Origin of the sequence: Vibrio hannami, assembly GCF_029589055.1 — a bacterium.
Lineage (GTDB): Bacteria > Pseudomonadota > Gammaproteobacteria > Enterobacterales > Vibrionaceae > Vibrio > Vibrio hannami.
This window is the reverse complement of the sequence record NZ_JARQZP010000003.1, coordinates 13,921-37,611: the sequence shown is the minus strand read 5'-3', so window position 1 is coordinate 37,611 and position 23,691 is coordinate 13,921. Positions and strand designations below refer to the sequence as shown.

General features: G+C 43.4%; 22 protein-coding genes and 1 pseudogene. 8 read left to right on the top strand and 15 right to left on the bottom strand.

Going from position 1 to position 23,691, the window contains the following annotated elements; all coding sequences use genetic code 11:
* Window positions 1-20: 20 nt before the first annotated feature.
* From P7F88_RS01600 to kduD, 7 genes are all read right to left on the bottom strand, one after another.
* On the bottom strand, window positions 21-1,787 hold the full coding sequence (locus tag P7F88_RS01600) for a sodium:solute symporter family protein (RefSeq protein ID WP_277821610.1): 1,767 nt from the start codon (window positions 1,785-1,787) through the stop codon (window positions 21-23).
* A 244-nt stretch (window positions 1,788-2,031) separates the two neighbouring features.
* Window positions 2,032-2,655: a bifunctional 4-hydroxy-2-oxoglutarate aldolase/2-dehydro-3-deoxy-phosphogluconate aldolase gene (locus P7F88_RS01595; protein ID WP_277821609.1), complete on the bottom strand. Its 624-nt coding sequence runs from the start codon at window positions 2,653-2,655 to the stop codon at window positions 2,032-2,034.
* Window positions 2,656-2,668: 13 nt separating this feature from the next.
* Window positions 2,669-3,598: a 2-dehydro-3-deoxygluconokinase gene (gene kdgK / locus P7F88_RS01590; RefSeq protein ID WP_277821608.1), complete on the bottom strand. Its 930-nt coding sequence runs from the start codon at window positions 3,596-3,598 to the stop codon at window positions 2,669-2,671.
* A gap of 69 nt (window positions 3,599-3,667) precedes the next feature.
* A complete protein-coding gene (locus P7F88_RS01585) occupies window positions 3,668-4,306 on the bottom strand; it encodes an RpiB/LacA/LacB family sugar-phosphate isomerase (RefSeq protein WP_277821607.1) in 639 nt (212 codons plus the stop codon).
* A 54-nt stretch (window positions 4,307-4,360) separates the two neighbouring features.
* On the bottom strand, window positions 4,361-4,681 hold the full coding sequence (locus P7F88_RS01580) for a cupin domain-containing protein (protein WP_277821606.1): 321 nt from the start codon (window positions 4,679-4,681) through the stop codon (window positions 4,361-4,363).
* A 9-nt stretch (window positions 4,682-4,690) separates the two neighbouring features.
* Complete coding sequence (locus P7F88_RS01575; RefSeq protein WP_277824500.1) at window positions 4,691-5,209, bottom strand: YgjV family protein; 519 nt, start codon at window positions 5,207-5,209, stop codon at window positions 4,691-4,693.
* A 17-nt stretch (window positions 5,210-5,226) separates the two neighbouring features.
* Complete coding sequence (gene kduD, locus P7F88_RS01570) at window positions 5,227-5,985, bottom strand: 2-dehydro-3-deoxy-D-gluconate 5-dehydrogenase KduD (protein WP_277821605.1); 759 nt, start codon at window positions 5,983-5,985, stop codon at window positions 5,227-5,229.
* A gap of 240 nt (window positions 5,986-6,225) precedes the next feature.
* On the opposite strand from kduD, the gene kdgR reads away from it, so the two are divergent.
* From kdgR to P7F88_RS01555, 3 genes are all read left to right on the top strand, one after another.
* A complete protein-coding gene (kdgR, locus tag P7F88_RS01565) occupies window positions 6,226-7,011 on the top strand; it encodes a DNA-binding transcriptional regulator KdgR (RefSeq protein WP_277821604.1) in 786 nt (261 codons plus the stop codon).
* Window positions 7,012-7,097: 86 nt separating this feature from the next.
* Window positions 7,098-8,957 (top strand): DUF294 nucleotidyltransferase-like domain-containing protein, encoded by a 1,860-nt coding sequence (locus tag P7F88_RS01560; RefSeq protein WP_277821603.1) that lies wholly within the window; start codon window positions 7,098-7,100, stop codon window positions 8,955-8,957.
* An 8-nt stretch (window positions 8,958-8,965) separates the two neighbouring features.
* Window positions 8,966-9,673, top strand: coding sequence for a 3'-5' exonuclease (locus tag P7F88_RS01555; protein WP_277821602.1), 708 nt, complete (start codon window positions 8,966-8,968; stop codon window positions 9,671-9,673).
* Between the two features lie 36 nt (window positions 9,674-9,709).
* Here P7F88_RS01555 and P7F88_RS01550 read toward each other — a convergent pair whose 3' ends face one another.
* From P7F88_RS01550 to P7F88_RS01515, 8 genes and pseudogenes are all read right to left on the bottom strand, one after another.
* Window positions 9,710-10,477, bottom strand: coding sequence for an IclR family transcriptional regulator (locus tag P7F88_RS01550; protein WP_277821601.1), 768 nt, complete (start codon window positions 10,475-10,477; stop codon window positions 9,710-9,712).
* Window positions 10,478-10,488: 11 nt separating this feature from the next.
* Window positions 10,489-11,795, bottom strand: a pseudogene (locus P7F88_RS01545) (TRAP transporter large permease).
* 4 nt (window positions 11,796-11,799) lie between these two features.
* Window positions 11,800-12,309 carry a TRAP transporter small permease gene (locus P7F88_RS01540; protein WP_277821600.1) on the bottom strand — a complete coding sequence of 170 codons (510 nt, stop codon included), beginning with the start codon at window positions 12,307-12,309 and terminating at the stop codon, window positions 11,800-11,802.
* 58 nt (window positions 12,310-12,367) lie between these two features.
* Complete coding sequence (locus P7F88_RS01535) at window positions 12,368-13,351, bottom strand: TRAP transporter substrate-binding protein (RefSeq protein WP_277821599.1); 984 nt, start codon at window positions 13,349-13,351, stop codon at window positions 12,368-12,370.
* 19 nt (window positions 13,352-13,370) lie between these two features.
* Window positions 13,371-14,210: a 5-dehydro-4-deoxy-D-glucuronate isomerase gene (kduI, locus tag P7F88_RS01530; protein ID WP_277821598.1), complete on the bottom strand. Its 840-nt coding sequence runs from the start codon at window positions 14,208-14,210 to the stop codon at window positions 13,371-13,373.
* A 368-nt stretch (window positions 14,211-14,578) separates the two neighbouring features.
* A complete protein-coding gene (locus P7F88_RS01525; RefSeq protein WP_277821597.1) occupies window positions 14,579-16,198 on the bottom strand; it encodes a methyl-accepting chemotaxis protein in 1,620 nt (539 codons plus the stop codon).
* A gap of 252 nt (window positions 16,199-16,450) precedes the next feature.
* Window positions 16,451-17,542 (bottom strand): NADH:flavin oxidoreductase, encoded by a 1,092-nt coding sequence (locus tag P7F88_RS01520; protein ID WP_277821596.1) that lies wholly within the window; start codon window positions 17,540-17,542, stop codon window positions 16,451-16,453.
* Between the two features lie 178 nt (window positions 17,543-17,720).
* Entirely contained in the window at window positions 17,721-18,614 is an 894-nt protein-coding gene (locus P7F88_RS01515; protein WP_277821595.1) for a LysR substrate-binding domain-containing protein, read from the bottom strand.
* Between the two features lie 133 nt (window positions 18,615-18,747).
* On the opposite strand from P7F88_RS01515, the gene cuyB reads away from it, so the two are divergent.
* The 5 genes from cuyB to P7F88_RS01490 all read left to right on the top strand — a co-directional run bounded on the left by cuyB (window position 18,748) and on the right by P7F88_RS01490 (window position 23,678).
* Window positions 18,748-19,434, top strand: coding sequence for a cysteate racemase (gene cuyB / locus P7F88_RS01510; RefSeq protein WP_277821594.1), 687 nt, complete (start codon window positions 18,748-18,750; stop codon window positions 19,432-19,434).
* A 138-nt stretch (window positions 19,435-19,572) separates the two neighbouring features.
* A complete protein-coding gene (locus P7F88_RS01505) occupies window positions 19,573-20,112 on the top strand; it encodes a peroxiredoxin-like family protein (RefSeq protein WP_277821593.1) in 540 nt (179 codons plus the stop codon).
* Between the two features lie 242 nt (window positions 20,113-20,354).
* Window positions 20,355-22,472 (top strand): bifunctional diguanylate cyclase/phosphodiesterase, encoded by a 2,118-nt coding sequence (locus P7F88_RS01500; RefSeq protein ID WP_277821592.1) that lies wholly within the window; start codon window positions 20,355-20,357, stop codon window positions 22,470-22,472.
* Complete coding sequence (locus tag P7F88_RS01495) at window positions 22,462-22,617, top strand: EAL domain-containing protein (protein WP_277821591.1); 156 nt, start codon at window positions 22,462-22,464, stop codon at window positions 22,615-22,617. Before P7F88_RS01500 ends, P7F88_RS01495 begins: the two co-directional genes overlap by 11 nt.
* A 92-nt stretch (window positions 22,618-22,709) precedes the next feature.
* Complete coding sequence (locus P7F88_RS01490) at window positions 22,710-23,678, top strand: LysR family transcriptional regulator (RefSeq protein ID WP_277821590.1); 969 nt, start codon at window positions 22,710-22,712, stop codon at window positions 23,676-23,678.
* The last annotated feature ends 13 nt before the right edge of the window (window positions 23,679-23,691 follow it).

Here is a 23,691-nt window from a genome sequence, read left to right as displayed (position 1 = left end):
CCTCTCTGACCAGTTATTAATTATTCTGCGTTCGAAGTCGCGAGTTGCGGGGTTTCTTTCGCACTCTTAAGGAGTAAACTACCCACTGTCACAATAACCGCACCACAGAACAAGAACGCCATACGTCCCCAGAATGGATTCGGTATCAGCATCATTGCAAATACAAGGCAACCAAATACCAGGATTAGTTTACCCAGCATGTTACGCTGCTGACGGTCCATCTCGTCCTGACCTGCCTCTTCAATTACTGGCGTATCTACATCGTTCCAGAACGCTGTCAGCTCTTTCGCTCGTGCTTGTTCCGGCGCTTTGTAGAACTTCGTCGTCAGACAGAAGAAACCACCTGTAATAAATAGATGACCAACAATACCAAGCAGTACTTTCAAGTCTTTCGCTTCTCGGCCTGTAAAGCCTGATTCCAGGTTCAACATGTCTGCAATTACATCCGCCGTAAACACGAAGCTCACCAGATAAGAGACCACCATACCTACTGCTAGCGTTGCCCATGCCGCCCAGTCCGGTGTCTTCTTAATGAACATACCGAAGAACAGTGGTACCAGAATTGGCATCTGCAGAAGCGTACTTACATACATCATCGCATCAAACAGGCTCAGACCACGTAGTGAGTTGATAAACAGCGCTACCATGATAATCAGAGCACCAAACACCAGAGTCACCAACTGACTAACGCGCATCAGCTTCTTATCGTCAGCATTCTTATCAACGATTGGAGCATAGAAGTTACGAACAAATACACCCGCGTTACGGTTAAGACCTGAGTCCATTGAAGACATGGTTGCCGCAAATACAGCTGACATTAACAGACCAACCATACCCACTGGCATCGCATTTTCTACAAACACAAGATAAACCGCATCCGCTGCTTTACCACCAAGCTCTGCCGCATGCGCGGTTGCTGCCTCTGGGTAAATCACTGCCGTAACCCAAGGTGGTAAGAACCAGATTGCCGGACCAATCAACATCAGAACAAACGCCAGTAGGGCTGCTTTACGTGCGTTGATAGAGTCTTTCGCCGTTAGGAAACGATAAGAGTCCTGCATGTTGTTGATGTTCTGCAGCTGTTTAACGAACATAAAGATAAACCAGGCAACAAACAGCAGTGGATAGTTCATGTTTGAACCCATAATGCTATCCGCCGGGAACTGTTCAATCAGGTTCGATGGGCCACCAATCTTAATCAGTGCAGCAACCGCACACACAACCGTTACCGCCATGATAACGACCATCTGTACGAAGTCGGATGCCACAACACCCCATGCGCCGCCAATCACTGAAATAAACAGTACGATTAAGCCCGTCACGACGATTGTGGTTTCAATGTCAATTTTGAACACTGCACTCACAAACAGCGCCAGACCGTTTAGCCAGATACCAGTATAAACAATGCTGGTTGGCATGGTTGCCCAGGTAAACACCTGCTCGTTGGTCGCACCAAAGCGACGACGCACGCCTTCAATAGGAGTTACAACACGCATCTGGCGGAAACGGTATGAGAAGAACAGCCAGGAAAGGAGGAAGCCAAATGCGTTTGCCATGAAGACAACCATAATTGGAAAACCATCAGTAAAGGCTTTACCTGCCGCTCCTGTGAATGTCCAGGCACTGAACTGTGTCATAAAGGCTGTTGAGCCTACCATCCACCACAACATCTTACCGCCCCCATGGAAGTAGTCGCTGGTAGAGTTACCGGCAAAACGTTTAAAAATAACGCCTATCGCTATCATGAAGATAAAGTAGACCCCTACTACCAGCATGTCGATGTTCATCTCATACTCCTTTTCATTTTTTATTCCCCGATTTAATATTTTTTAAAACACAGTTTTATTATTACACTAATAACGTTTTATTAAAGCGTGCGGCATGAAATTTGTGATCCGCCCCACCAAAATAGTCATACAATAACCCTAGTAAAAAATTGACTATATTCGATAGAAAATTGTCCAAAAAAACCAAGCCAAAAGGCTTGGTAAACATATGGGGAGAAGGTTAGGTGTAATCTTAGAAAAGTACTTACGCCTCAATGATTGAAGCAACTTCCTTAACCAGTTTCGCAAGCTCATCCCATTTATTTTCATCAATAAGTGAGCCAGGAACCATCCAGGTACCACCGCATGCAAACACGCTTGGTATATTTAAATAACTATTTACATTGGACGGTGTAACGCCTCCGGTTGGCATAAAACGAACCGGGTAAACTGCGGTAAGTGCCTTAAGCATTGCGGTACCACCAGAAGGTTCTGCTGGGAAGAACTTCAGGGTTTTCAAACCTAGTTCCATTGCTTGTTCAACATGACTTGGGCAGTTCACCCCTGGAACTATTGTAATACTTTTACTTTGACAATACTTTACAGTCGTTGGGTTCAGACCAGGGCTAACAATAAAATCAACGCCGGCATCAATCGATTCATCCACTTGTTCTTTTGTCAGTACAGTACCCGCGCCAATCAACATCTCCGGGTAGGCTTTTCTCATCGCTCTTATTGCATCTGCAGCTTGCTCGGTTCGAAACGTCACTTCAGCACAGGGAAGCCCATTTTCAATTAACACCTCTGCCAGTTTTGCTGCTTTTGAGGCGTCTTTAATCGCAATGACAGGAACAACTTTAATCTCCGCCAGTCTTTGTTCTAAACTCATCTTTCTAACTCCTTTAAATGTTGGGCATGCAATCTAGTTGGATGATCGCACCCGGATATTGAATCACAGTTCCAGCGAGCAGGTGACCAGCCTGAGCAGACTGAACCAAATCACCACCGGTTAGCCTTTTGGCTAGATAACCAGCACTGAAAGAATCCCCAGCTGCGGTGGTATCAACAACGCGTTCAACCTTATTAGCAGCAACAATTTCAATGTTATCTGCTGTTGCGACATAACAAGCGTTTGCTCCGCGCTTTACTACGATCTCTTCCACACCAAGTTTGCGCGTACGATCAATTGCCTGCTGTTCATCAGTATCAGACCAAAGCTCCACCTCATCGTCATAGGTGAGAAAGGCAATGTCCGTTAGTTTTAGAATACTTTCGTATGCTTTTTGAGCGTCTTGTGTGGATTCCCACAATACACTTCTGTAATTGTTATCGAACGCAATTTTAGTTCCGTTTTCACGGCAAATTTGAATAACGTCGAGCAGCTTATGTAAGCAATCTTGTGGCAAAATAGCTAAACTAATCCCGCTTAGATAAATCCAATCCTGAGGGGACAATTTACTAACTAGCTCCTCAACGCTGTACTCGCGCAACCAATATTTTGCAGCAGATTCAGAACGCCAGTAGTAAAAGCTTCTTTCTCCGTCTTCAGCGGTTTCTATCGCGTAAATACCAGGTGTTTTCTTGTCAGAGATATGAACCAGATCAGTATTTATCTGCTCTTGCTGCCAGGCGGTAAGCATGTCACGACTGAAAGGGTCTTTTCCTAACCCGGTGACATAACTAGTTTCTACATTGTGGTCGTTAACCAGGCGGGAAATGTACGCTGCGGTATTAAGAGTATCGCCACCAAAACTCTGATCTAACGCGCCATTTATTTTGCGCAGTTCAACCATACACTCGCCAATCACGGCAATACGGATGTTTATCGTCATGTGTCTGCTCCTGAAAAGTGTTAAAAAAACCAGCCGGTATGGCTGGCTTTTCGTTTAGCAACTTATTCTTTAGTCCAGAATAGAACGGACATACTCTTCAATCTCTGGCACCTGACAGTGGTCGAAGAAACACTGTTGGAAACGGGCACTACCTACCGCTGTTTTCACTAGCTCCTGGTCAATAGCACGAAGAGAATCAACCACGTTGTCCTTCGCAACCGCAGCTTTTACATCATTAAGAAGAGCTGCGTTACGTTGTTGTGGTTCAGCACGTTCTAACGGGTAACCCTGGCCACGCTCGCCTGTAAATGCCTTCTCGAAGATATAGCGAACGTTAAGTTCACCTGCCCAACCAAAACCTTTTGCAAACGCCAGTGCAAGAGCATTTCCGTTGTTGATCTGATTGAACAGGAACGCATCAGATGGCTCTAGACAGTAACCACATGTAACCCCAGGATGTAGGTTTAGAGACATCATTGCCCCTTGGCCTGTACCACAACCAGTTACAACGAAATCAACTGCTTTTGAGTTAATTAGAATGCTCGCCATAATGCCTAGATGGATGTAAGTCAGGTGATGGTCATTTTCGTCTGTCATGCCAAGGTTAAACACTTCATGGCCTAGCGAACCGGCAACACTTTCCAGCTCACCAGCAACCATTGCGTTTTTGCCTGCCTGGCTGTTTTCCATCATTAGTGCGATTTTCATTGTTCTCTCCTGCAGCGTTATTGCTGCGCTATCATTTTTTAATATCTAAATTTCTTAAACAAAGTCTTTACGCATAGGCGTAAAGTTATCAATTAGTACGCCAGCTTCAAGGCAAACACAGCCATGTTCAATTCCCGGCTCTTTATACATGGTGTCACCCGCATTCACGACCTTTGTTTCATCCCCAATCGTGAACTCAAACGAGCCAGACAACACGTAAGTAAGTTGCTCGTGAGGGTGATTGTGCATAGCCCCAACGGCGCCTTTTTCAAAGTGCACTTCTACAGCCATCATGTTGTCACTATGAGCCAGAATCTTGCGTGAAATACCATCGCCCAGATCTTCTAGTTCAACATTATTATTGTATACAAACATGCAAATACCTTACTGGTTTGCTAAAGCCATCGCTTGTCGTTTATCACGATACAACCTGAATATCGTAATGGTATTCATAGTCATCACTGATATTTCCAGTAGCGTTCCCCCGATAGAACCCACCAGAATATTGTTGATTAACCAACAGGTTGCACCAAATAAAAAACCAAACCTGAGCGCGATGCCTTTAAGCATAAAAATAGAGAAGGTTCCGATTATCGTTCCGGCGATTGGCCAGAGTTCTGATATATTTTCCGCAAACATTAAACCACTAACCAGGCTTATGCAGATAAATATAAGTGCAACCCAAACAGACTTACTGTAGATCGCTATCCCGGTGCGAAAGGCGGAAAGCAGCGCACCAATAGCTGAAACAATGGAACCCAGAAGTAAAAAGTGTATTAGATGGCTGACATTTAATGCCAACATCACTAACTTAAGTTTTTTGTCGTCTTTCTGATAAAAAGTAGAAAGACCCAAAACTAAACTTAAGATGCCAAACGCCTGAGCAATAAAAGCATCAACCATCACAAGGACACCCTCAATTAACGTGCTAGCCAACCACCATCAACAGCAATTGTGTAGCCATTAATATAGTCGGATGCAGAAGATGCTAAAAATACACATGGGCCTGCTACATCCTTAGGAGTACCCCAACGATCGGCTGGAATGCGCTCCAAAATAGCTTGATTACGCTCAGCATCCTCACGTAGCGCCTGCGTATTGTTTGTGGCCATGTATCCAGGCGCAATTGCGTTCACATTGATGTTATGGCGAGCCCATTCATTTGCCATCGCTCTGGTGATACCCATAACAGCACTTTTAGACGCAGTATAAGAAGGAACTCGAATACCTCCCTGGTAAGAAAGCATTGATGCGATGTTAACGATCTTGCCACCAGTACCTTGCGCAATAAATTGTTTAGCTACAGCCTGAGACATAAAGAATACCGTCTTTGAGTTGATGTTCATTACGTCATCCCAGTTTTGCTCTGAAAACTCAATCGCATCTTCACGGCGGATAATACCAGCGTTGTTTACTAGTACATCTACTTTACCGAACTCAGTAATCGCTTTGTCTAAAATCTCAGGTATCTCATCCTGTTTTAATAGATTTGCTCGGACATCCAAAAACGTATGGCCAGCAGCATTCATCATTTCGATGGTTTCTGTTGGTTCAACATAGTTAACACCTACAACTTTACATCCGGCTTCGGCTAAGCCAATTGCCATCCCCTGACCTAAACCAGTGTCACAACCAGTAACAATGGCTACCTTTCCTTCTAGATTGAATGACTCAAGCATTTCATTTTCCTCGATAGTGTATGGCTTTGGTGAACAACTGTCTCACCTCTCAATTAGTCATACAATAAAGCATCAAAACAACCATGGCAATATTTTTAAAACAACATTTCATTTTTAACTGAGATTTGCACTACAAATGTGAGATAGATCCTTATTCGGTTCTTTTTTATTGAAATGGCTTTTTAAAAAAAGTAGGGAGTGTTAACTTTGCAAGATCACAAAAACTAAAGAGAGGGAATCATGGAGAAATCCACTCAACCGGAAGCTGTATCTTCGGTTTTAAAGGTATTCAACATCCTCGAATCACTAGGGGAACAAAAAGAAATTGGCGTTTCCGAGCTATCCCAACGATTGATGATGTCCAAGGCAACGACCTACCGCTTCCTACAAACAATGAAGATGTTAGGTTATGTATCCCAACAAGGTGAAGCGGACAAATATTCACTAACGCTTAAGATGTTTGAACTCGGTTCTAAATCTTTAGAGTGGGTAGATTTGGTCTCTATCGCAGAAAAAGAGATGCGTATTATCGCAGAAGAGACCAACGAAACAACTCACCTGGGTGCACTCGATCAAAACTCTATCATCTATATTCATAAAATTGACTCTAGCTTCGCTTTGAGAATGCATTCAAGGGTGGGAAGACGAAACCCACTGCATACCACAGCAATCGGCAAGGTATTGCTGGCTGAACACGATGAAGACTATGTTCGTAAACAACTCGAAGGTGCTGAGTTTATTAAAAGCACCCCTAATACCATTGAGAGTATCGAATTGTTTTTAGAAGAACTGGTTACTGTTAAACAGCAGCATTTTGGTGAAGACAACGAAGAACAAGAGCCTGGTTTACGATGTATCGCAGCTCCTGTATACGATAGATTTGGCAATGTTATTGCCGGTGTTTCTATTTCATTCCCAACCATTCGATTTAGCGAAGATATGAAAAACCGCTATGTGGAGTTACTGCATAATGCCGGTAGAAATATCTCCGAGCAATTAGGGTTTAAAGAGTACCCGGTAAAATAGTCGAAAAGCAGCTTCCCCAGCTGCTTTTTTTGTGCTAAATTACAGCAAATGAAACATCGTTTCAAATTTCAACATAAGGACAAGGCATGGGGACGTCGATAACCACTAACGTAAGTGATTTCTTAAACACAATAGATCCTTTCGATAAGCTGCCAGTAGATTTGGTAGACACACTTTCGGACTCCATCATTGTTAAGTACTTATCTAAATCGGAGACAATAGAGTTCAGCTCTTTGTGTTCAACCCGTTATCTCTACATTGTCCGCACTGGTGCCATTGAACAACTTTCGCCCTCGGGAGAGTTAAAAGCCCGACTTGGTGAAGAAGATCAATTTGGATTTACCTTTCTTGAGCCTCTTAAGGATAAAGAAGATGGCTATCGAGCCGTTGCAATTGAAGACTCCCTGCTTTACTTGATTCCTCATACTCAACTTAAAAGTGTCTGTGACGAACACCCTGAGTTCAGTGACTATTTTGCTTCCGCGAGCAAGCAACGATTAAAAAGTGCTATCAACCATTCCGTAGACAAGCGTGACAAGAGCCTGTTCTTTCTTGATGTAGGAGATGTCGCGAGCGACAAAATTACTATCGTGGAGGAAGACACTCCGATTCATGATGTGGCGAAGCAGATGTGTGGTAAACGACCAAGTTCATGTGCGGTTGTTTTACGTGGTGATGATATTGTTGGCATCGTAACCGACAGAGATATGACCAAAAAGGTCGTTGCAGCGTGCGCGAATAGTTCTAGCCCAATATCCAGCGTGATGACGCGTTCACCCGTCGTCATACAGCAAGATGATAAGGTAATACAAGCCATCTCAATGATGCTTCAATACAACATTCGTGTACTGCCGGTGCTAAAAGAAAAGCAGGTAGTTGGACTATTAACTACTTCTCATCTGGTTCATAACCACAAAACACAATCACTTTTCCTGATTGAAAAAATTAAGTACGCCAATAGTATTGATGACCTTTCAGCACTGAAAGAAGAGAAACAGACAATCTTTCAGGCCCTGGTAGAAAGCGGGGTAAGCGCCGAGATACAAGGGCATGTCATGTCTATGATCATGGATGCGTTCACAAGGCGAATTATCCAGCTCACGGAAGAGACTCTAGGCAAACCTCCTTGTGATTATGCCTGGCTAGTCGCCGGTTCCCATGCACGCAATGAAGTACATATGTTATCTGACCAGGACAGCGCTATCGTTCTCTCCGACGACGCAACAGAAGAAGATAAGATGTATTTTCTTCACCTTGCCATAAAGGTTTGTAATGGCCTGGCAGCCTGTGGTTATCCGTTGTGTGATGGAAAATATATGGCAGCTACACCAAAGTGGTGTCAGCCTATCTCTCGTTGGAAAGAATACTACCGAAAATGGGTTGCCAGCCCAGAATACAACCACCTACTAAGTATTACTGTCTTTCTAGAGATTCGAGCTATTCATGGCAACTCAGATTATGTAGATCAGATTCATAGCTCCATGCACGAAGCGATACACGAAAGTCCCGGATTTATACCCGCACTAGTGAGAGACGCTATAAATACCAACCCACCATTAGGTATTTTTAACAGCCTTGTACTAGAAAGAGGCGGTGAGCATTCAAATACTCTAAATATTAAAAAATTCGCCCTTAATTTAATTATCGACCTTGCTCGTATATTCAGCTTGTCTGCGAAAGGGAACATAACTGGCACAGAAGAACGTTTCCGGTATGCCGCCAAGAACGGCGCTATGTCTCAAGACAGTTGTGATAACATAATCGAAGCCTTCCGATTTATTACTCAGGTTCGTTTCAGACACCAACTGAAGTCAATTCAACAGGGAACAACACCCAACAACCACATCTCTCCAGATGACATCAGCAGTTTTGAACGCAAGCATCTAAAGGAAGCATTTAAAATAATCTCCCAAATGCAAGATCTTGCAAAGTTGAAGTTTTCATAAGGCATAGCATGTTCGACTTTCTAAATCGCTTTAAAAACACATCAAGAAAGAAAAGCCAGCGTTCATACGCTCCAAATGAGCTTTGGAGTCCTGCACTACATAAGTATATGGATACTCCTTTGCCATCTACCTGCATGGATAAATCTCAGGCTAAGTTTATCGCAATAGACTTTGAAACAACGGGACTCAATTTCGAACACGATAAGATCCTATCCATTGGCAGCGTCGAACTAAGCAGCAATGAAATCTATTACTCAACGAGTAGTGAGGTCTATGTTAATCATGGGCAATATGTAAAGCCTTCTAGCGCTTGCGTAAATAAGTTGACACCGAAACAGCTTGCGAATGGACACGACATTAAAGTTGCGATGGAAGAACTTCTCCAGTCCATCGCAGGTAAAGTGGTTCTTGCACATGGTGCTATGATTGAGAAAGGTTTTATAGACAGCTTTATGCGCGAACATTACCGCATCGACGAGCTACCTTGCCTCTTTGTCGATACGCTAGAGTTAGAAAAACGCTTCAGTTACAGGGCAAGAATGAGGCAGCACACCAGCTATCAGCTCAATGACCTGCGCACTCACTACAAACTACCCAAATACCAGGAACACTCGGCCGCGAGCGATGCAGCCTCTTGCGCAGAGCTTTTCCTGGTACAGCAGAAAAAGCTAACGCAGCTTGAAAAGGCGACCTTAGCAGACCTTATATTTACGTGAACGCAAAATTCAGAGCTAGCTTGAGCATTAGATGAGTTAAGGGGTAAGTTGTCGACTAATTGAAGCACAAATTTCTACAAGCTCGTCCTTCGTCGTTTCTATACTGTCGACAGCATGGTGAACGGCATCTGAGTCAATGGTGACATAAGGGACGGTAAGGACAGCCAGCCATTTTTTTCCTGAAAATATAGGCACACTGACGTTTGTTATCCCTGATATCTGTGGGCTTGGTCCGATAAAGTAACCTTGCTTTCTTGTTTGCGCTAGTAGTGATTCTGCTTGCTGCTTTTCACTTTCCGTTGCACCGCTACTCTCAAGAATATCCGCCTTTGCGTCTGGCTCACAGAAACTGAGCAACACAATACCTGAACCTGAAGAACAAACATCGTGTTTGGCACCAACTTTTAGGCTAAAACCCATTTTATACGGGCTCTCTTCTCGACCAATAACAACGAGGTGTTGATTGTCATACCAGGAAATATGGCAAGACTGATTGACTTTTTCGCTCAGCTTTTTCATCAATGGCTTAGCGATATTAAGCAGCTGAGACTGAGGTGGGTACTGATTGGCAACACTGAACATTTTCATTGCGAACATATACTGACCAGTATCTTCGTCAAATGAAATATAACCACGTCGTACAAGAACGGAAAGTACTCGGAAAATTTCACCCACGCTTCGACCAACCGTTACCGCGATTTGCTTCTTAGACATGGGCTCAGTTGAACTTGCTAGCAACTCTAGAATATCCAACCCTTTTTCAAGAGCAGGAGCGTTATACTCCTGCCTGACTACCTTTTCCAAGTACTTACTCCTTACTTAACTAACCCCATCATTTGTGGAATCGTCATCGAAATCGCCGGAATATAGGTCACAGCCATCAACACCAGGAAGATAACTGCGAAGAACGGCAACAGCGTTTTAATTACATGGTCGATCTTTACATCACTAACCTTACAACCAGTAAATAATATCGGACCAACAGGTGGAGTAATTGTACCTAGTGAAAGGTTAAATACCAGTAAAATACCAAACTGAACCGGATCCATACCGAGATTCACACAGATCGGTAAGAAGATTGGAGTGAAGATCAATACCGCGGGAGTCGGGTCCATAAATGTGCCGACAAACAGTAATATCACATTGATGATTAATAAAATGACGATTGGGTTGTCTGTCATCGCAAGTAAAGTATCAGCGATAACGCCGGGAATCTGAGTGAATGCCATCACCCACGACATAATAGATGAAGCTGCAATCATAAAGATGACAATTGCCGTCAACTTAGCTGTCGATAAAAGGATATTCGGTAACTGCTCTACTTTCAGGGCTCTGTATATAAAACCAAGTATCAACGAATACACCACCGCTATTGCCGACGCTTCTGTAGGAGTAAATATCCCCGCCAGAATACCACCAATAACAACGACAACTAATGAGAGACTAGGTAAGGCGTCTACCAAAAGCTTGAAACGTTCTGACATACTCAGCATATGCTTAGTCATATAGCCTCGGCGATACGCCATGATTCCAGCTATCAACATAACACCGCCTCCCCAGAGAAGTCCTGGCAGATACCCCCCATAAATAGCGCAGAGATGGATACAGAACCAGCAACAGTGGCGTATACAATAAGTGTGTTACTTGGCGGAATAAGCATTCCTGTAGGGGCTGATGCGATGTTTACCGCAGTCCTAAATGCAGAATCATAGCCTTCTTTCTTTTGAATAGGATTCATGATGCCGCCAATTGCTGCGGCAGAAGCAACCCCTGAACCACTGATAGAACCAAAAAGCATGTTTGACACAACATTCGTTTGCGCCAATGCGCCCGGAAAATAACCCGTAACAATACGCGAACAGTTGATTAAACGTATGGCGATACCACCATTGTTCATTATGTTGCCCGCAAGAATAAAGAACGGTATAGCAAGTAAGGCAAAACTGTCTAGCCCCGTAAACATACGCTGAGCAGCGGTTGTTGTTGCTCCAGCCATTGGCAAGATGCTAACCATTGCAGCAAAAGAAGGTAAACCAATACTTATACCAATAGGAGCGCCTACAATAAGTAAAAAGATCGCGCCGCCGAACATAATCAAAGCAGCGAGTGAAGCAGCATCCATACAATTACCCTCTCACACTAAGTTGCTGATATTTATTAATGAGCTTAATTTGATTGATGAAGAAATAGATCAACATAAGCACTGCAGCTATTGGCAATGCCGAATAGATGACTCCCATTGGTATTTCCAACGCTGAATCGAGTTGCCACATTTGGCGAACCGACGCCTTGTATCCACCTTGCCACATCACGATATAAGCGAAGTAAGCGATTGCCCACTCAACAGCAATATCAACCACAACCCCTACTTTAGGCGAGAACTTGTCTCGAACATAGGTAATCGCCATATGTTCTCTCAAGCCAAACACATATGCCCCGCCGATCAAAACAAGCCAGACAAATAAGTAACGGGACAACACTTCACTTACTGCACTCGGACTATCGAACACGTAACGAGTGACTACCTGGTAAGTAACAAGAACCGTTAATAAAACCATGATTGCAATGCATGCCCGCTCGACGCACCAATCCATGACTTTTTTCACTTTTTCTGTCCAGATAAATAATTTTTCCACTAGACTCTTTCCTTAACACTAAGTACAGAGCCAGGCCAGAAGCCCGGCTCCGAAAGCTTTAGCTTAGATCGCCGATCACTTTAGTTAGTTCTTTTTGTGCATCAGTTTTGATAAGTTTCTGCTTAAGCGGCTTACAACTTTCCTGGAACTGCTTCACATCTACATCCATAAACTTCGCACCGTTTTCTTCTGCAACAGCACGTGCTTTACCAATGGTCGCATTCCATTTCGCGAATTCATCAACTGTTGACTCTTTGGCAAGGCGGCGGATTGTCGCCTGGTCTTCTTCAGACATTGAGTTAATAAAATCATCACTAATAACCACCAGGTCAGGCACCATTAGGTGAGATGTTTTGCTAAAGTAAGGAGCAACTTCATAATGCTTCATGTCTGCATAGGTGATCTCGTTGTTTTCACCGCCATCAAGCACGCCCTGTTGTACCGCTGTGTATACTTCACCCTGGCTCATCGGAACACCAGTTCCTCCCATACAGCCCAACATCTCAACCATGGTGTTAGATTGCATCACGCGAATTTTCTGACCTTTCATATCCGCTACAGACTGAACATTACTTCCTTTTGTATAGATGTTACGTGAACCAGCGGTATAAGCAGCTAGCACTTCAAAACCAAATTTCTTGGTTGACGCAAACAGTTCGTCCAGAACACCTGAAGTGAATACTTTCTCCTGGTGTTCAATACCTGTGTACGCGAAAGGCATACCGATAGCTGTGAAGGTATTGTCATAGTTTTCAATAAGTGGGTTAGCTACCACTGCCATTTGAACCGCACCGGCCTGAACCAATTCTAATGCCGCTCTTTGATCACCTAATAGCGCATTAGGGAAGATATTAACCTTGTAACGACCATCAGTCGCAGCTTCTAGTTGCTTACCAAATTCTTCCAACGCCAGATATTGTGGATGGCTATCAGACTGGTTGAAAGCAGCCTTGATTTCCGTCGCAGCATAAGTCATTGATGAAATTGAAAGTGCTACACCAGCAGCAGTTGTAGTAAGTACAGTTTTTAGAGTTTTGTTCATGTTAATTTCCTATTGTTATCTAAGCCAATTTATCCATTGGTATAAAGTCCATATCGTCGAATGTCTGGTTTTCTCCTAACATTCCCCATATAAAGCTGTAGTTCTGTGTTCCGCAGCCAGAATGAATAGACCAACTTGGTGACAAGACCAGTTGTTTATCACGCACAATAATGTGGCGCGTCTCTTCTGGTTCGCCCATAAAATGAGACACGACTTGAGAAGGTTTCACATTAAAGTAAAGATAAGCTTCCATTCGTCGTTCATGCGTATGAGCAGGCATGGTATTCCAAACACTGCCTGGTTGAAGGTGAGTGACCCCCATACACAATTGACATGTAGGCAGAACATCTGGATGCAGGTATTGATTAATAGTTCTTACGTTTGCGTTTTCAACTGAACCAAGGTCCACTTTGCGCGCATCTTCCTGAGTAATCAGTTTCGAAGGATATGTTTTATGTGCTGGTGCACTTAGGCAATAGAGTGCAGAATCATGTTCAGCGTCTAGCAATGTGAACTCAACTTCTTGCTCACCTTTTCCCAAATATAGCGCATCAAGGTACTCTAGGGTGTACGAACCAGACTGTGTTCGAACTTCTGTTTTACCACCGAGATTAACTATCCCCATTTCTCTTCTTTGTAAGAAAAAGTCGGTACCAAATGCCTTTTTATCGACATACTCATCAAGCCGAATGGCTTGCTCTTTAGGGCAAATACCGATAGCGACTACGCGGTCGATGTGGCTGTAAACCATATTGACGCTACCAGTTGTAAATAACTCTTCTGTTAAGAACTCATCCCTTAGTCTCTGCGTGTCATAAGACTTCGCATCAACGGGATTGCTGTTGTAATTGATAAACATGCTAATACTCCTGTTGGATGTGTTTATAATACGAACAATTCATATATGATCAATTTAAATCACATATGAATACCCCCAAGTGTGACTAATAGCAAAAAACACAACACAAAACCTTTAAATAATAAAATGCGCTAGATATTTTTATAAAACGGCATTTCATTTGCATTTCTGACTAAAAGGGCATCTCATTAAGCGAACAAACTTGAGTTCACAGCTTAAATGCGGTTTGGGATGCTAACAGTTCTCGTAAAGGCAAGAATCAACCGGTATTCGACAATTTAGAATGTTAGATTTCCGGGGAAAGTGAAAGCGCACATCTAGGGTGTGCGCTTTAAACTCCAGTGGTAGCGTTGCTAATATTGGCGACATCAAACGCTAAAATAACGGAGGCTCTGGTTGAGTTGATCTGCATTGCCCACCAGCACTTGAGTCTGACCTGCTACACCCGTGGCCGCTTCTCGAACTTCATGTGCCGACTGACTGATTGCGACAATATTCTCGTTTATCTCATTTGAGACCGCGTGTTGCTCTTCGGATGAAGAAGCAATCTGAGTCACCATGTCATTTGCCATAGTCAGGATTTCAATCATTGAGATCAGCTCATTACGTGTACGTTCCGATTTAGCCACACACTCACGAACCTTTTCCCGACCAGAGCTAACCGCCTGAGAGGCATTTGAAGCACTGGATGTAAGCTTGCTGATAGACTCCTGAATCTGCTCGGTCGAGTTATTGGTGTTAGTCGCCAGCGTTCTGACTTCATCCGCAACCACGGCGAAACCTCTTCCATACTCACCAGCTCGTGCGGCTTCAATTGCTGCATTTAGTGCCAGCAAGTTTGTTTGCTCAGAAATTCCTCGGATAACATCAACCACTTCTGCAATAGCTAACACGCCAGAATTCAACTCTTCAACAAGCTCAGAAGTAAGTGCCATTTGGTTATCGGCATCCTCAATACTCTGAACCACGATTTCCATATCTTTACTGCTTTTATCGGCAAGTCCGGCAACGGATTCCGTTGTCGCTGAAGCATCACCGGCGTTACGTGACACTTCGGCATTTGCTGTACTCATCTGGTTCATAGCTGTCGCCAGAAGCTCTAGCTGGGTATGTTGGGCGTTTGTACTATGCGCCGTCTGTTCACTCGAGGAGGCAATACTACTCACCATATCGACCGAATCATTAGCGGAACTACTAGCCAGAACCAGAGCAGACTGAAGCCTTTCCAGCATATGGTTCATATCTCTGCTGATATCGCCTATCTCATCTTTACGTTTGGTGTGGAAACGGATAGTCATGTCACCGTTTGATATCGAATGAACCTTATTCAGCAGATATTCGATAGGGTTTACGATATTTTTACCAATCAGCATACTGACCGCACCAAGCAAAATGGTGCCAATCAGGATCGCCATCGCTGTTTTGAAGATATTTGAGAAAAAAGCCTCATTGATATCAGACACCAATACGCCTGAGCCGATAATCCAATCCCAATCTTTTACATAGTAAACGTAAGAAACTTTATCCAGAATCTCACCATCGGGAGATTTCCAACTGTAGTCGAGAAAACCATGCTGTGTCGAGCGACTGATCCTGGCCATTTCCTGCCAATGGTATTTACCGTTACCGTCTTTAAAATTGGTGGCATCTTTGCCAATAAGTGCGGGCTTTATCGGGTGCATCAATACTTCAAGACTCTGGGATGTAATCCAGAAGTAATTTTTACCATCATACCTAAGCGCTTTGATTGCATCTAACGCATGAGCTTTAGCTGCTTCCTCGCCCAATTGCGGAATCAATGTATGGTAATAATCTACAAGAGCGACTGTTTGCTCAACCTGAGATTCGAGTTTCGCCTTCCTATCCTTCAGGGCACTATTTCTTTGCTCCATCAAACCATACAACGCGATTGCAGTCATGATGACACAAGAAATAACAACCAACAGATGAAGCTTACGCTTTATCGATAAGTTTCCTAACCAAGCCACATTGTGTTCCTAGCCAATTATTTTTTTGTTTAACTATTATTTAACGTCTTACATAATCAAGGATAGAACATGTTTTCGAAATGGAAATTAGAATAATTGCTTTCATTCACATATTGACAACATGGCGAGACTCTACTCACTAATTGTAGTGATGAAGGGGCGGTTAAAGAGTAACAAATTGAGCAAAAGCATTGTGCAGCGACCCGATTAGCTATCGGCTCGCTGCTATGTTGTATGGAGGGAATTTGTTGATTATCGCTTATTGTAAACGACGCAGAAGTTGCCTCTGCGCGTACGGCATTTTGAGCACCTTTCACATTGGCCAGGGGTTCTGTCGCCTTCTTTCCAGCGCTTGATTAAACCCGGCTCAGAAAGAAGCGGCCTAGCGATTGCGAAGTACTGAATATTTGTATCGTTGGCAATATCTTCTATGGTATTGATATCAGAAAGGCCACCTACCGTAATCACAGGTACGCTGACCTCATTACTAATCACTTTACCATATTCAAGAAAATAGCCTTCTTCCTGAATGGTGTAACCATCATAGCTTTCACCAACCATCTCCTTCGCTTTACCGTGGATGTTGCCCGAGATTTCAATACCATCCACACCAATGCGTTCCAACGTTTTACATATGGAGCGAGTTTCCTCGAAGGTTAAACCACCCTCAAAAAACTCAGAAGCCGTTAGTTTTACCAGAATAGGGAAATCATCACCAACGACACTTCTCATTTGGGTGTAGATCTCCAGCAAAAAGCGTATTCTGTTTTCCAGACTGCCACCATATTCGTCTTCACGCTGATTATAGTAAGGACTCAAGAACTGGTTAATCAGATAAGTGTGCGCACCATGAATTTCCACACCATCAAAACCTGCATCTTTTGCCCTGCCAGCGGCTTTTGCGAATGCATCAACAATGTAGTCGATCTCTTCTTTAGTCATTGCTTTGCCGAGTGTCTGAGTCCCTCTTTCTGGTACTTCACTTGGCGCAAAAATGATCCTCGAACCGACATTATGAGTTGTTTTAGTGCCACCATAAGCAAGCTGCATGACGATTTTCGAATCACTATCGTGGACGATGCTAGTCAGCTTTTTGTACTCATTTATAAAAGAGTCGTCATAGATACCCATCATTCCCGGGTTTGGCTGCTCTTCTTCAACGATATTGGCATACCCGGTGATAATCAGGCCAACCTCACCTTCGGCTAGCTCTTGATAAATATCGTAAAGCTTATCTGTCATATGCCCGTCTTCCGTGGTCATGTTTTCCCACGTGGCACTTCTGATAAAACGGTTTTTTACTTTCATTGCCCCGATATAGGACTCTTCAAATAAGCTTTTCAAAACGATCCTCTTACAAAATAACACTGTCATGGCATCAAGCCATTTGGCTGATAACCGTACAAGGGGCGCTATTCTGTCATGAAAGGGATAAAATGCATAGTGAACATTGTACTCATAACAAACATGATTAAAACGCATAAATAAAATGCATGTTAGTCATAGTTCAGACAGTTACTCATCACCATTCAACGTGAGTATATTCGCATAACTTCTGCCAAACTCGTTCTGCTGCTGGGTGCAGTTTAGTTTGGGAACGGTAGGCGAAAATCTCTGCTATCATAGAGTTCTCCACCTCATCCAGAATAACCAGCTCACCAGAGGCCAGTTGATCATGTATCGAGTGTTCCGGTAGCCAACCTATCCCTTCACCACGAACAATCAGGGCCTTAACTAACTCAGTCATTGAAGATGAGAATATAGGCTTCAAGGCATATTCGTTGCTCACTTCTTTGGTTAATCTCCCCATATAGCTGCGGGTGGAGTGCATAACCCATGGGGTGATGTTGTCTCTAGATAGCTGATACCTGGGCTTTTGATTTGCATCTAAACCGGTAACACAATAAAGCTTCGATTCACCAAGCTTGTGGGATAGGTATGAACGAGCGTGCAACTGGATATTCTTATAGCTCATTACGATGTCACATTCGCCTTCTTGCAGCGCATCCACAGCATCATCAATATCGATAGCCCGAACATCCAGAATAATCTCTTTTTGTTCAGTGAAAAGGTTAAGAGGGATTCGAGGTAGAATATCCGTAGCGATAGAATGACCTGCGACCAAACTTACTTTTTGATTTCCAAGCACAGATAGGTCATTGAGTTTTTCCAGGTCATATTCAAGTTGAGTCACCAGACTTCTGGCACTGGTACGAAATGCCTTTCCATTTTCTGTTAATGCAATCGGCGTTTTATCGCGATCAAATAGCTGGCAGCCCACAGCATTTTCCAGAGCTTGTATACGGCGGCTAAACGCTGATTGAGTCACGTTACGCTCTATCGCTGCTTTGGAAAAATTTCTCAACTCTGCCAGCTTTAAAAAGTCCAACAGCCATTTGGTTTCTATGTTCGTCATTTTGTCGTACCCGTAACTGTCCACAATCAGACAGATTATACATAGCTATGCGATTCATGCATAACCATGCCAGATAATTCATTTCTACACATAACCTACATTTGATAAATTCTGTCGAAACAAAGGAGTTATCATGAGCAAAATGTTAGGTGTATTGGGTGGAATGGGGCCAATGGCTACCGTCGACTTTGTTAAGCGCATAGTAGAAAAAAGTCCTGCTCAAAGTGATCAGGAACATATTCCCATGATAATTTCGAATAACCCAATTATCCCAGACAGAACCAAATGTATTCTTGAGCAGGGTGAAGATCCACTTAACACCATGCTTAACAACCTGATGTCGTTAAAGCAGTCTGGCGCAACCAGAATGGTCATCCCCTGCAACACGGCACACTACTGGTTGAACAAACTTAGTAAAACAGATGTTCCTTTTATCAGCATTATCGATGCAGTGATTCAGGAAGCCAGTCGCAGAAAGATGAAAAAAATCGGCATATTGGCAACCACAGCAACAGCAAAAACGGGCATCTACTCTGAAGCGATAACACAGGCGGGTATGGATTATTTGCTTCCAGATGAAATCGATCAACAGCAAGTTATGGATGGCATCTATGCAGTAAAAGCAGGCCGAATTCTGGAAGGAAAGGATTTAATGGAACCTGTTTTGGACCAGCTGGTTAAACAAGGAGCAGATGGCGTTATTCTCGGCTGTACCGAGATTCCACTGGCTTTCGATACCATCGCTGATTACAAAAAATCGATATCTTTGGATTCGCTAGATCTGCTGGCAAATAAGTGTGTTGAATATTACTACCACTAGACAGTTTTAAAACTGTCATTTATTGGCAGGTTACCAAAAGTATACTAATTGACTTATCGTACATGGTTACCATAATAAACCACAAAGTGTATTAGCAACGTTTTACATCCTAACCAACACAGTCGATAGGTAACTTAAATGGCATATTCACAAAAACTGAAAGCTGGCGATACTTTTCCAGCCTTAACAGCAACATTGCTAGATGGCTCAACCGTTAAGCTTGGAGAACCACAAGGTGATGCGACGTGGCAGGCGGTTTTCGTCTACCGTGGTAAGCACTGCCCTCTTTGTACCCGATACCTGAATGATCTGGAAAACTATAAACAAGCATTCGCAGATGCAGGCGTTGATATTCTGGCAGTATCGGCTGACTCCAAAGAGCAACTAGAAATGCACAGTGAAAAGCTGAACATCAGCTTCCCTATCGCCTATGGCCTGACCGAAGAACAGATGAAAGAGCTGGGTGTATATATCTCCCTTCCTCGGTCAGAGCAAGAAACCGACCATAACTTTGCAGAACCAGGTCTGTATGTAGTAAACGAAAAAGGTCAGCTACACGTGGTTGATATATCAAACAACCCGTTTGTACGCCCCGAGCTAGGTGCTCTTGCAAATGGCCTGAACTGGATCCGTAATCCGGATAACAACTACCCGATTCGCGGCACACTGGATTACTAATCGACTTTTACGGGACACTTGTCGAAACATCTGTCCCGTTCATCCCCGCATAACTCCTATTCAATACACCCCATATCCCTACCAAATAGTAAGCGCCTTCGGTGTAAGACTATTTACCTATTTAGTCGAACTAGACGAATATGATACTGAATACTAAGCTAAGTTATATCGGGAATTGCGTATTACTCTTATTCGCTTTAGAGATTGCGTTTTAATCAATGTTATAACTTAAGGTCGTGTCGATGCTTCAGTACAAAGATCATCTTTTCGAATCTACTCACTACCTTTCTGAACTTTTATCTATCCAACAAGACGTATTAGAAAAGATTGCATTAGGAGCCAATCTAAAAGATACACTTAATCTTATTTGCTCTGGAATAGAGTTAATATTTGCTGAGAAGGGAGCAAAAAGCTCCGTTCTATTACTTGAAGGCGCACACCTCAAAGATGGGGCTGCGCCCAGCCTGCCAGAGGCTTATGTTCAGCTTATCGACGGAATAGAGATTGGCCCGAATGTGGGCTCGTGCGGTACGGCAGCTTACTTAAAGAAGAGGTATATTGCATCAAACACCTTAACCGACCCCAACTGGCAGGCGTATCAATCTCTAGTAAACAATTTTAATCTCAAAGCGTGTTGGTCTACTCCGATTATTTCCAGCGATAGTGAAGTACTAGGTACATTCGCTGTTTACTATGACATCCCACAGGCACCGAGTGATTCTGAGCTCAAAGTCATCGATCGTTTTACTCATTTAACGGGGCTGGCAATTGAGAAAGAGCGAGCCTCCCGCAGGGAGAGAGAACTCAATTCCAGACTGAAATACAACCTGGATAAAATGCAGGCTATTACCAAAGTATTGCCTGATTTAGCGTTAATCTTTGACGATCATGCAAACTATATCGACTCTTACGGTACAAATCATCAATGGCACCTCGCTCCGACAGCAACTCTTAAAGGAAAGCTAAAAATTGAACACCATAGCTCAGAAGAAACTCTAACTGTGCTAGAGGTGATAACCAGAACCTTAAGAAGTAGTAAGGTGCATGTATTCGAGTACAAAATCCACACTGAAGATGGGTATCGCTATTTTGAAAGCCGGGTGACGCCATTAAATGAGTACCTCTCATGCAACCGTTCAACATCTTATGTGCTTTGGATGGCCAGAGACATAACAGAGCGTATACATGCCGAAACAGAAATTCAGAAATTGGCCTACAGTGACTCTCTAACCGGGCTTCCTAACCGACGTTACCTGTTAGAAAAACTCTTAAACCTAATGGGTGAGGAAACCAGGCTAGAGAAAATCGGCGCACTGTTATACCTGGATTTAGATAACTTCAAAGGCATCAATGACTCTCTGGGACACTCTACCGGAGATGTATTACTTGCCGAGATTGGTGAACGATTAAGCATCAAACTTCACCCCAAAGATACCATTGCCCGAATCGGTGGAGATGAGTTTGTTGTACTTCTTTCTAAAACTCCAAATAAAAAGCTAAATATCGAAGAGTATGCCACTCAGATCGCGACCGAGTTACTCGGCAGACTAAAAAAGCCTTTTAGAATCGAACATCGGGAAATGTATATTAAAGCCAGTATCGGAATAACCATCATCGACTCTAATGATACCCATGCGGACAATATACTTACCCGAGCAGATACCGCCATGTATTCAGCCAAAAGAAACAGCGAACACGACTACTGTTTCTTCGATCCAAAGCTGCATGAAACCTTGAGAAGACGGTTGGAGCTGACAACTGAGCTCAGTACGGCCATTGAGAACAGAGAAATAGAAACATTTTTCCAACCCAAAATAGCCCCGGATGGTGCCATTGTTGGCGCAGAGGCACTGGTTCGTTGGTTTCATCCTGTTAAAGGGCCAATTTCACCCGTTGAGTTCATCTCTATCGCTGAAGAATCTGGTTTAATTGCCCCTCTGCAAAAGATAGTAATGGAAGATTCATGTTGGTTACTTAACCGTATCTCGCCTTCTGAACAGTTTAAGCTTTCTATTAACGTGAGTGCAGAACAGTTCAAACTCCCTGCTTTTGTTAGCGAAATACGCCAATTGTTCAATGAACAGCAAGTTCCGCCAGAAAGGATAACCCTTGAACTGACAGAAAGTATGCTGGTTACAGACATAGAACAAGCGGTTAAGCAGATGGAAGATCTCAAGTCTTTAGGCTTTAATCTATCCATTGATGATTTTGGTACTGGCTACTCATCTTTAGCGTATCTGCAAACATTCCCGATAGACGAACTTAAAATAGACAAGAGCTTTGTCGATAACATGTTCCAAAAAAGTAGGGACTGGAATCGTAGACACCATTCTCGCATTAGCAAAGCATATGAACTATGAAGTGGTCGCAGAAGGCGTGGAAGAGAAAGAACAGGTCGACTATCTGGAACAGAAAAATATCACCTCGATGCAGGGATACTACTTTGCCAAGCCAATGCCTGCCGCCGAGTTTGCCGCCTGGATGTTGGATCCAGCTTCGATATAATCATATGTGATCCAGGGTTTAAGTTACTCCATAGAGCCCATATATTAGTAATATCAATTTCGCACCACTAAATATAAGCGAGAAATATTCTTATGGATCTCACTAGTCGATTGTTGCTGTTTCTTGATGTCGTTGAGAGAGGCTCCTACGCGAAGGCCGCTGAGTTGCGATTAATGGATCGCTCTGTTGTATCTAAACAGGTTTCAAAGCTGGAAGAAGAGTTAGACGTTAGGCTGCTAAACAGAACTACACGCAGTTTTTCTCTGACATCTGCCGGGGTTGAAGTTAAGAGAAAAGCAGAAGTGCTAAGAGAGAATCTTAGAGATACCATTCAAGCCGCTCACAACTTCCACGAAAAACCCAAAGGGTTGCTGAAGATTACCACCACGACGTCCGTTGCACGCAACGTTCTTCGGAATGTGATAGACGATTTCCAAAAAAAATATCCTGAAGTGATTATCGAACTTAGAGCAGACAACCGAATTGTCGACATCGTTGGCGAAGGCTTTGACATCGCTTTTCGCTCGGGGGATATGCAGGACTCTTCTCTTATCGCAAGAGAGATCGCAAGAAACCGCCCGATACTGTTAGCCTCACCCGAGTTTATAAAGAAGCATGGTGAACCTATAACTGTAGAAGACCTGCAAAAACTACCTGCCGGTGGGTACGCTGCGGACAATTTCAGATCCAAAGCACTAACGTATGTAGATGATGATGGTCAGCGACAAAGTGTACCAATGAACTTAACTTTCTACAGCAACGATATCGACCTAGTGATGCATAGAGCGTTAAGTGGTGAAGTGTTCTGTGCAAACATGGCCGCCCATGTCACCGATGAGATAACGTCGGGTAAACTGGTGCCTATTATGACTGATTTGAAGATCCCAAACTTCAACCCGATTTATGCTGTATACCCGCACAGAGATATGCCAATCCGAACCCGCCTCTTCCTCGATGCTGTACGTGAGTACATCGGAGAAGATGTTCCAGTCTGGGAGCAAAACATTCCCGGATTTGCAGAAATGTACGGGCAACCGACACGAAAAGAGTGGGATAAATAATGTGTACTGGCAA

What these genes read in the sequence shown, in the direction of transcription:
- P7F88_RS01535 (WP_277821599.1), bottom strand. Translation starts at nt 13,351, where the DNA reads ATGAACAAAACTCTAAAAACTGTACTTACTACAACTGCTGCTGGTGTA.
- P7F88_RS01500 (WP_277821592.1), top strand. Translation starts at nt 20,355, where the DNA reads ATGCTTCAGTACAAAGATCATCTTTTCGAATCTACTCACTACCTTTCT.
- P7F88_RS01580 (WP_277821606.1), bottom strand. Translation starts at nt 4,681, where the DNA reads ATGTTTGTATACAATAATAATGTTGAACTAGAAGATCTGGGCGATGGT.
- P7F88_RS01490 (WP_277821590.1), top strand. Translation starts at nt 22,710, where the DNA reads ATGGATCTCACTAGTCGATTGTTGCTGTTTCTTGATGTCGTTGAGAGA.
- P7F88_RS01555 (WP_277821602.1), top strand. Translation starts at nt 8,966, where the DNA reads ATGTTCGACTTTCTAAATCGCTTTAAAAACACATCAAGAAAGAAAAGC.
- cuyB (WP_277821594.1), top strand. Translation starts at nt 18,748, where the DNA reads ATGAGCAAAATGTTAGGTGTATTGGGTGGAATGGGGCCAATGGCTACC.
- P7F88_RS01575 (WP_277824500.1), bottom strand. Translation starts at nt 5,209, where the DNA reads ATGGTTGATGCTTTTATTGCTCAGGCGTTTGGCATCTTAAGTTTAGTT.
- P7F88_RS01505 (WP_277821593.1), top strand. Translation starts at nt 19,573, where the DNA reads ATGGCATATTCACAAAAACTGAAAGCTGGCGATACTTTTCCAGCCTTA.
- P7F88_RS01495 (WP_277821591.1), top strand. Translation starts at nt 22,462, where the DNA reads ATGAACTATGAAGTGGTCGCAGAAGGCGTGGAAGAGAAAGAACAGGTC.
- kduI (WP_277821598.1), bottom strand. Translation starts at nt 14,210, where the DNA reads ATGTTTATCAATTACAACAGCAATCCCGTTGATGCGAAGTCTTATGAC.
- P7F88_RS01600 (WP_277821610.1), bottom strand. Translation starts at nt 1,787, where the DNA reads ATGAACATCGACATGCTGGTAGTAGGGGTCTACTTTATCTTCATGATA.
- kduD (WP_277821605.1), bottom strand. Translation starts at nt 5,985, where the DNA reads ATGCTTGAGTCATTCAATCTAGAAGGAAAGGTAGCCATTGTTACTGGT.
- kdgK (WP_277821608.1), bottom strand. Translation starts at nt 3,598, where the DNA reads ATGACGATAAACATCCGTATTGCCGTGATTGGCGAGTGTATGGTTGAA.
- P7F88_RS01595 (WP_277821609.1), bottom strand. Translation starts at nt 2,655, where the DNA reads ATGAGTTTAGAACAAAGACTGGCGGAGATTAAAGTTGTTCCTGTCATT.
- P7F88_RS01560 (WP_277821603.1), top strand. Translation starts at nt 7,098, where the DNA reads ATGGGGACGTCGATAACCACTAACGTAAGTGATTTCTTAAACACAATA.
- P7F88_RS01515 (WP_277821595.1), bottom strand. Translation starts at nt 18,614, where the DNA reads ATGACGAACATAGAAACCAAATGGCTGTTGGACTTTTTAAAGCTGGCA.
- P7F88_RS01585 (WP_277821607.1), bottom strand. Translation starts at nt 4,306, where the DNA reads ATGAAAATCGCACTAATGATGGAAAACAGCCAGGCAGGCAAAAACGCA.
- kdgR (WP_277821604.1), top strand. Translation starts at nt 6,226, where the DNA reads ATGGAGAAATCCACTCAACCGGAAGCTGTATCTTCGGTTTTAAAGGTA.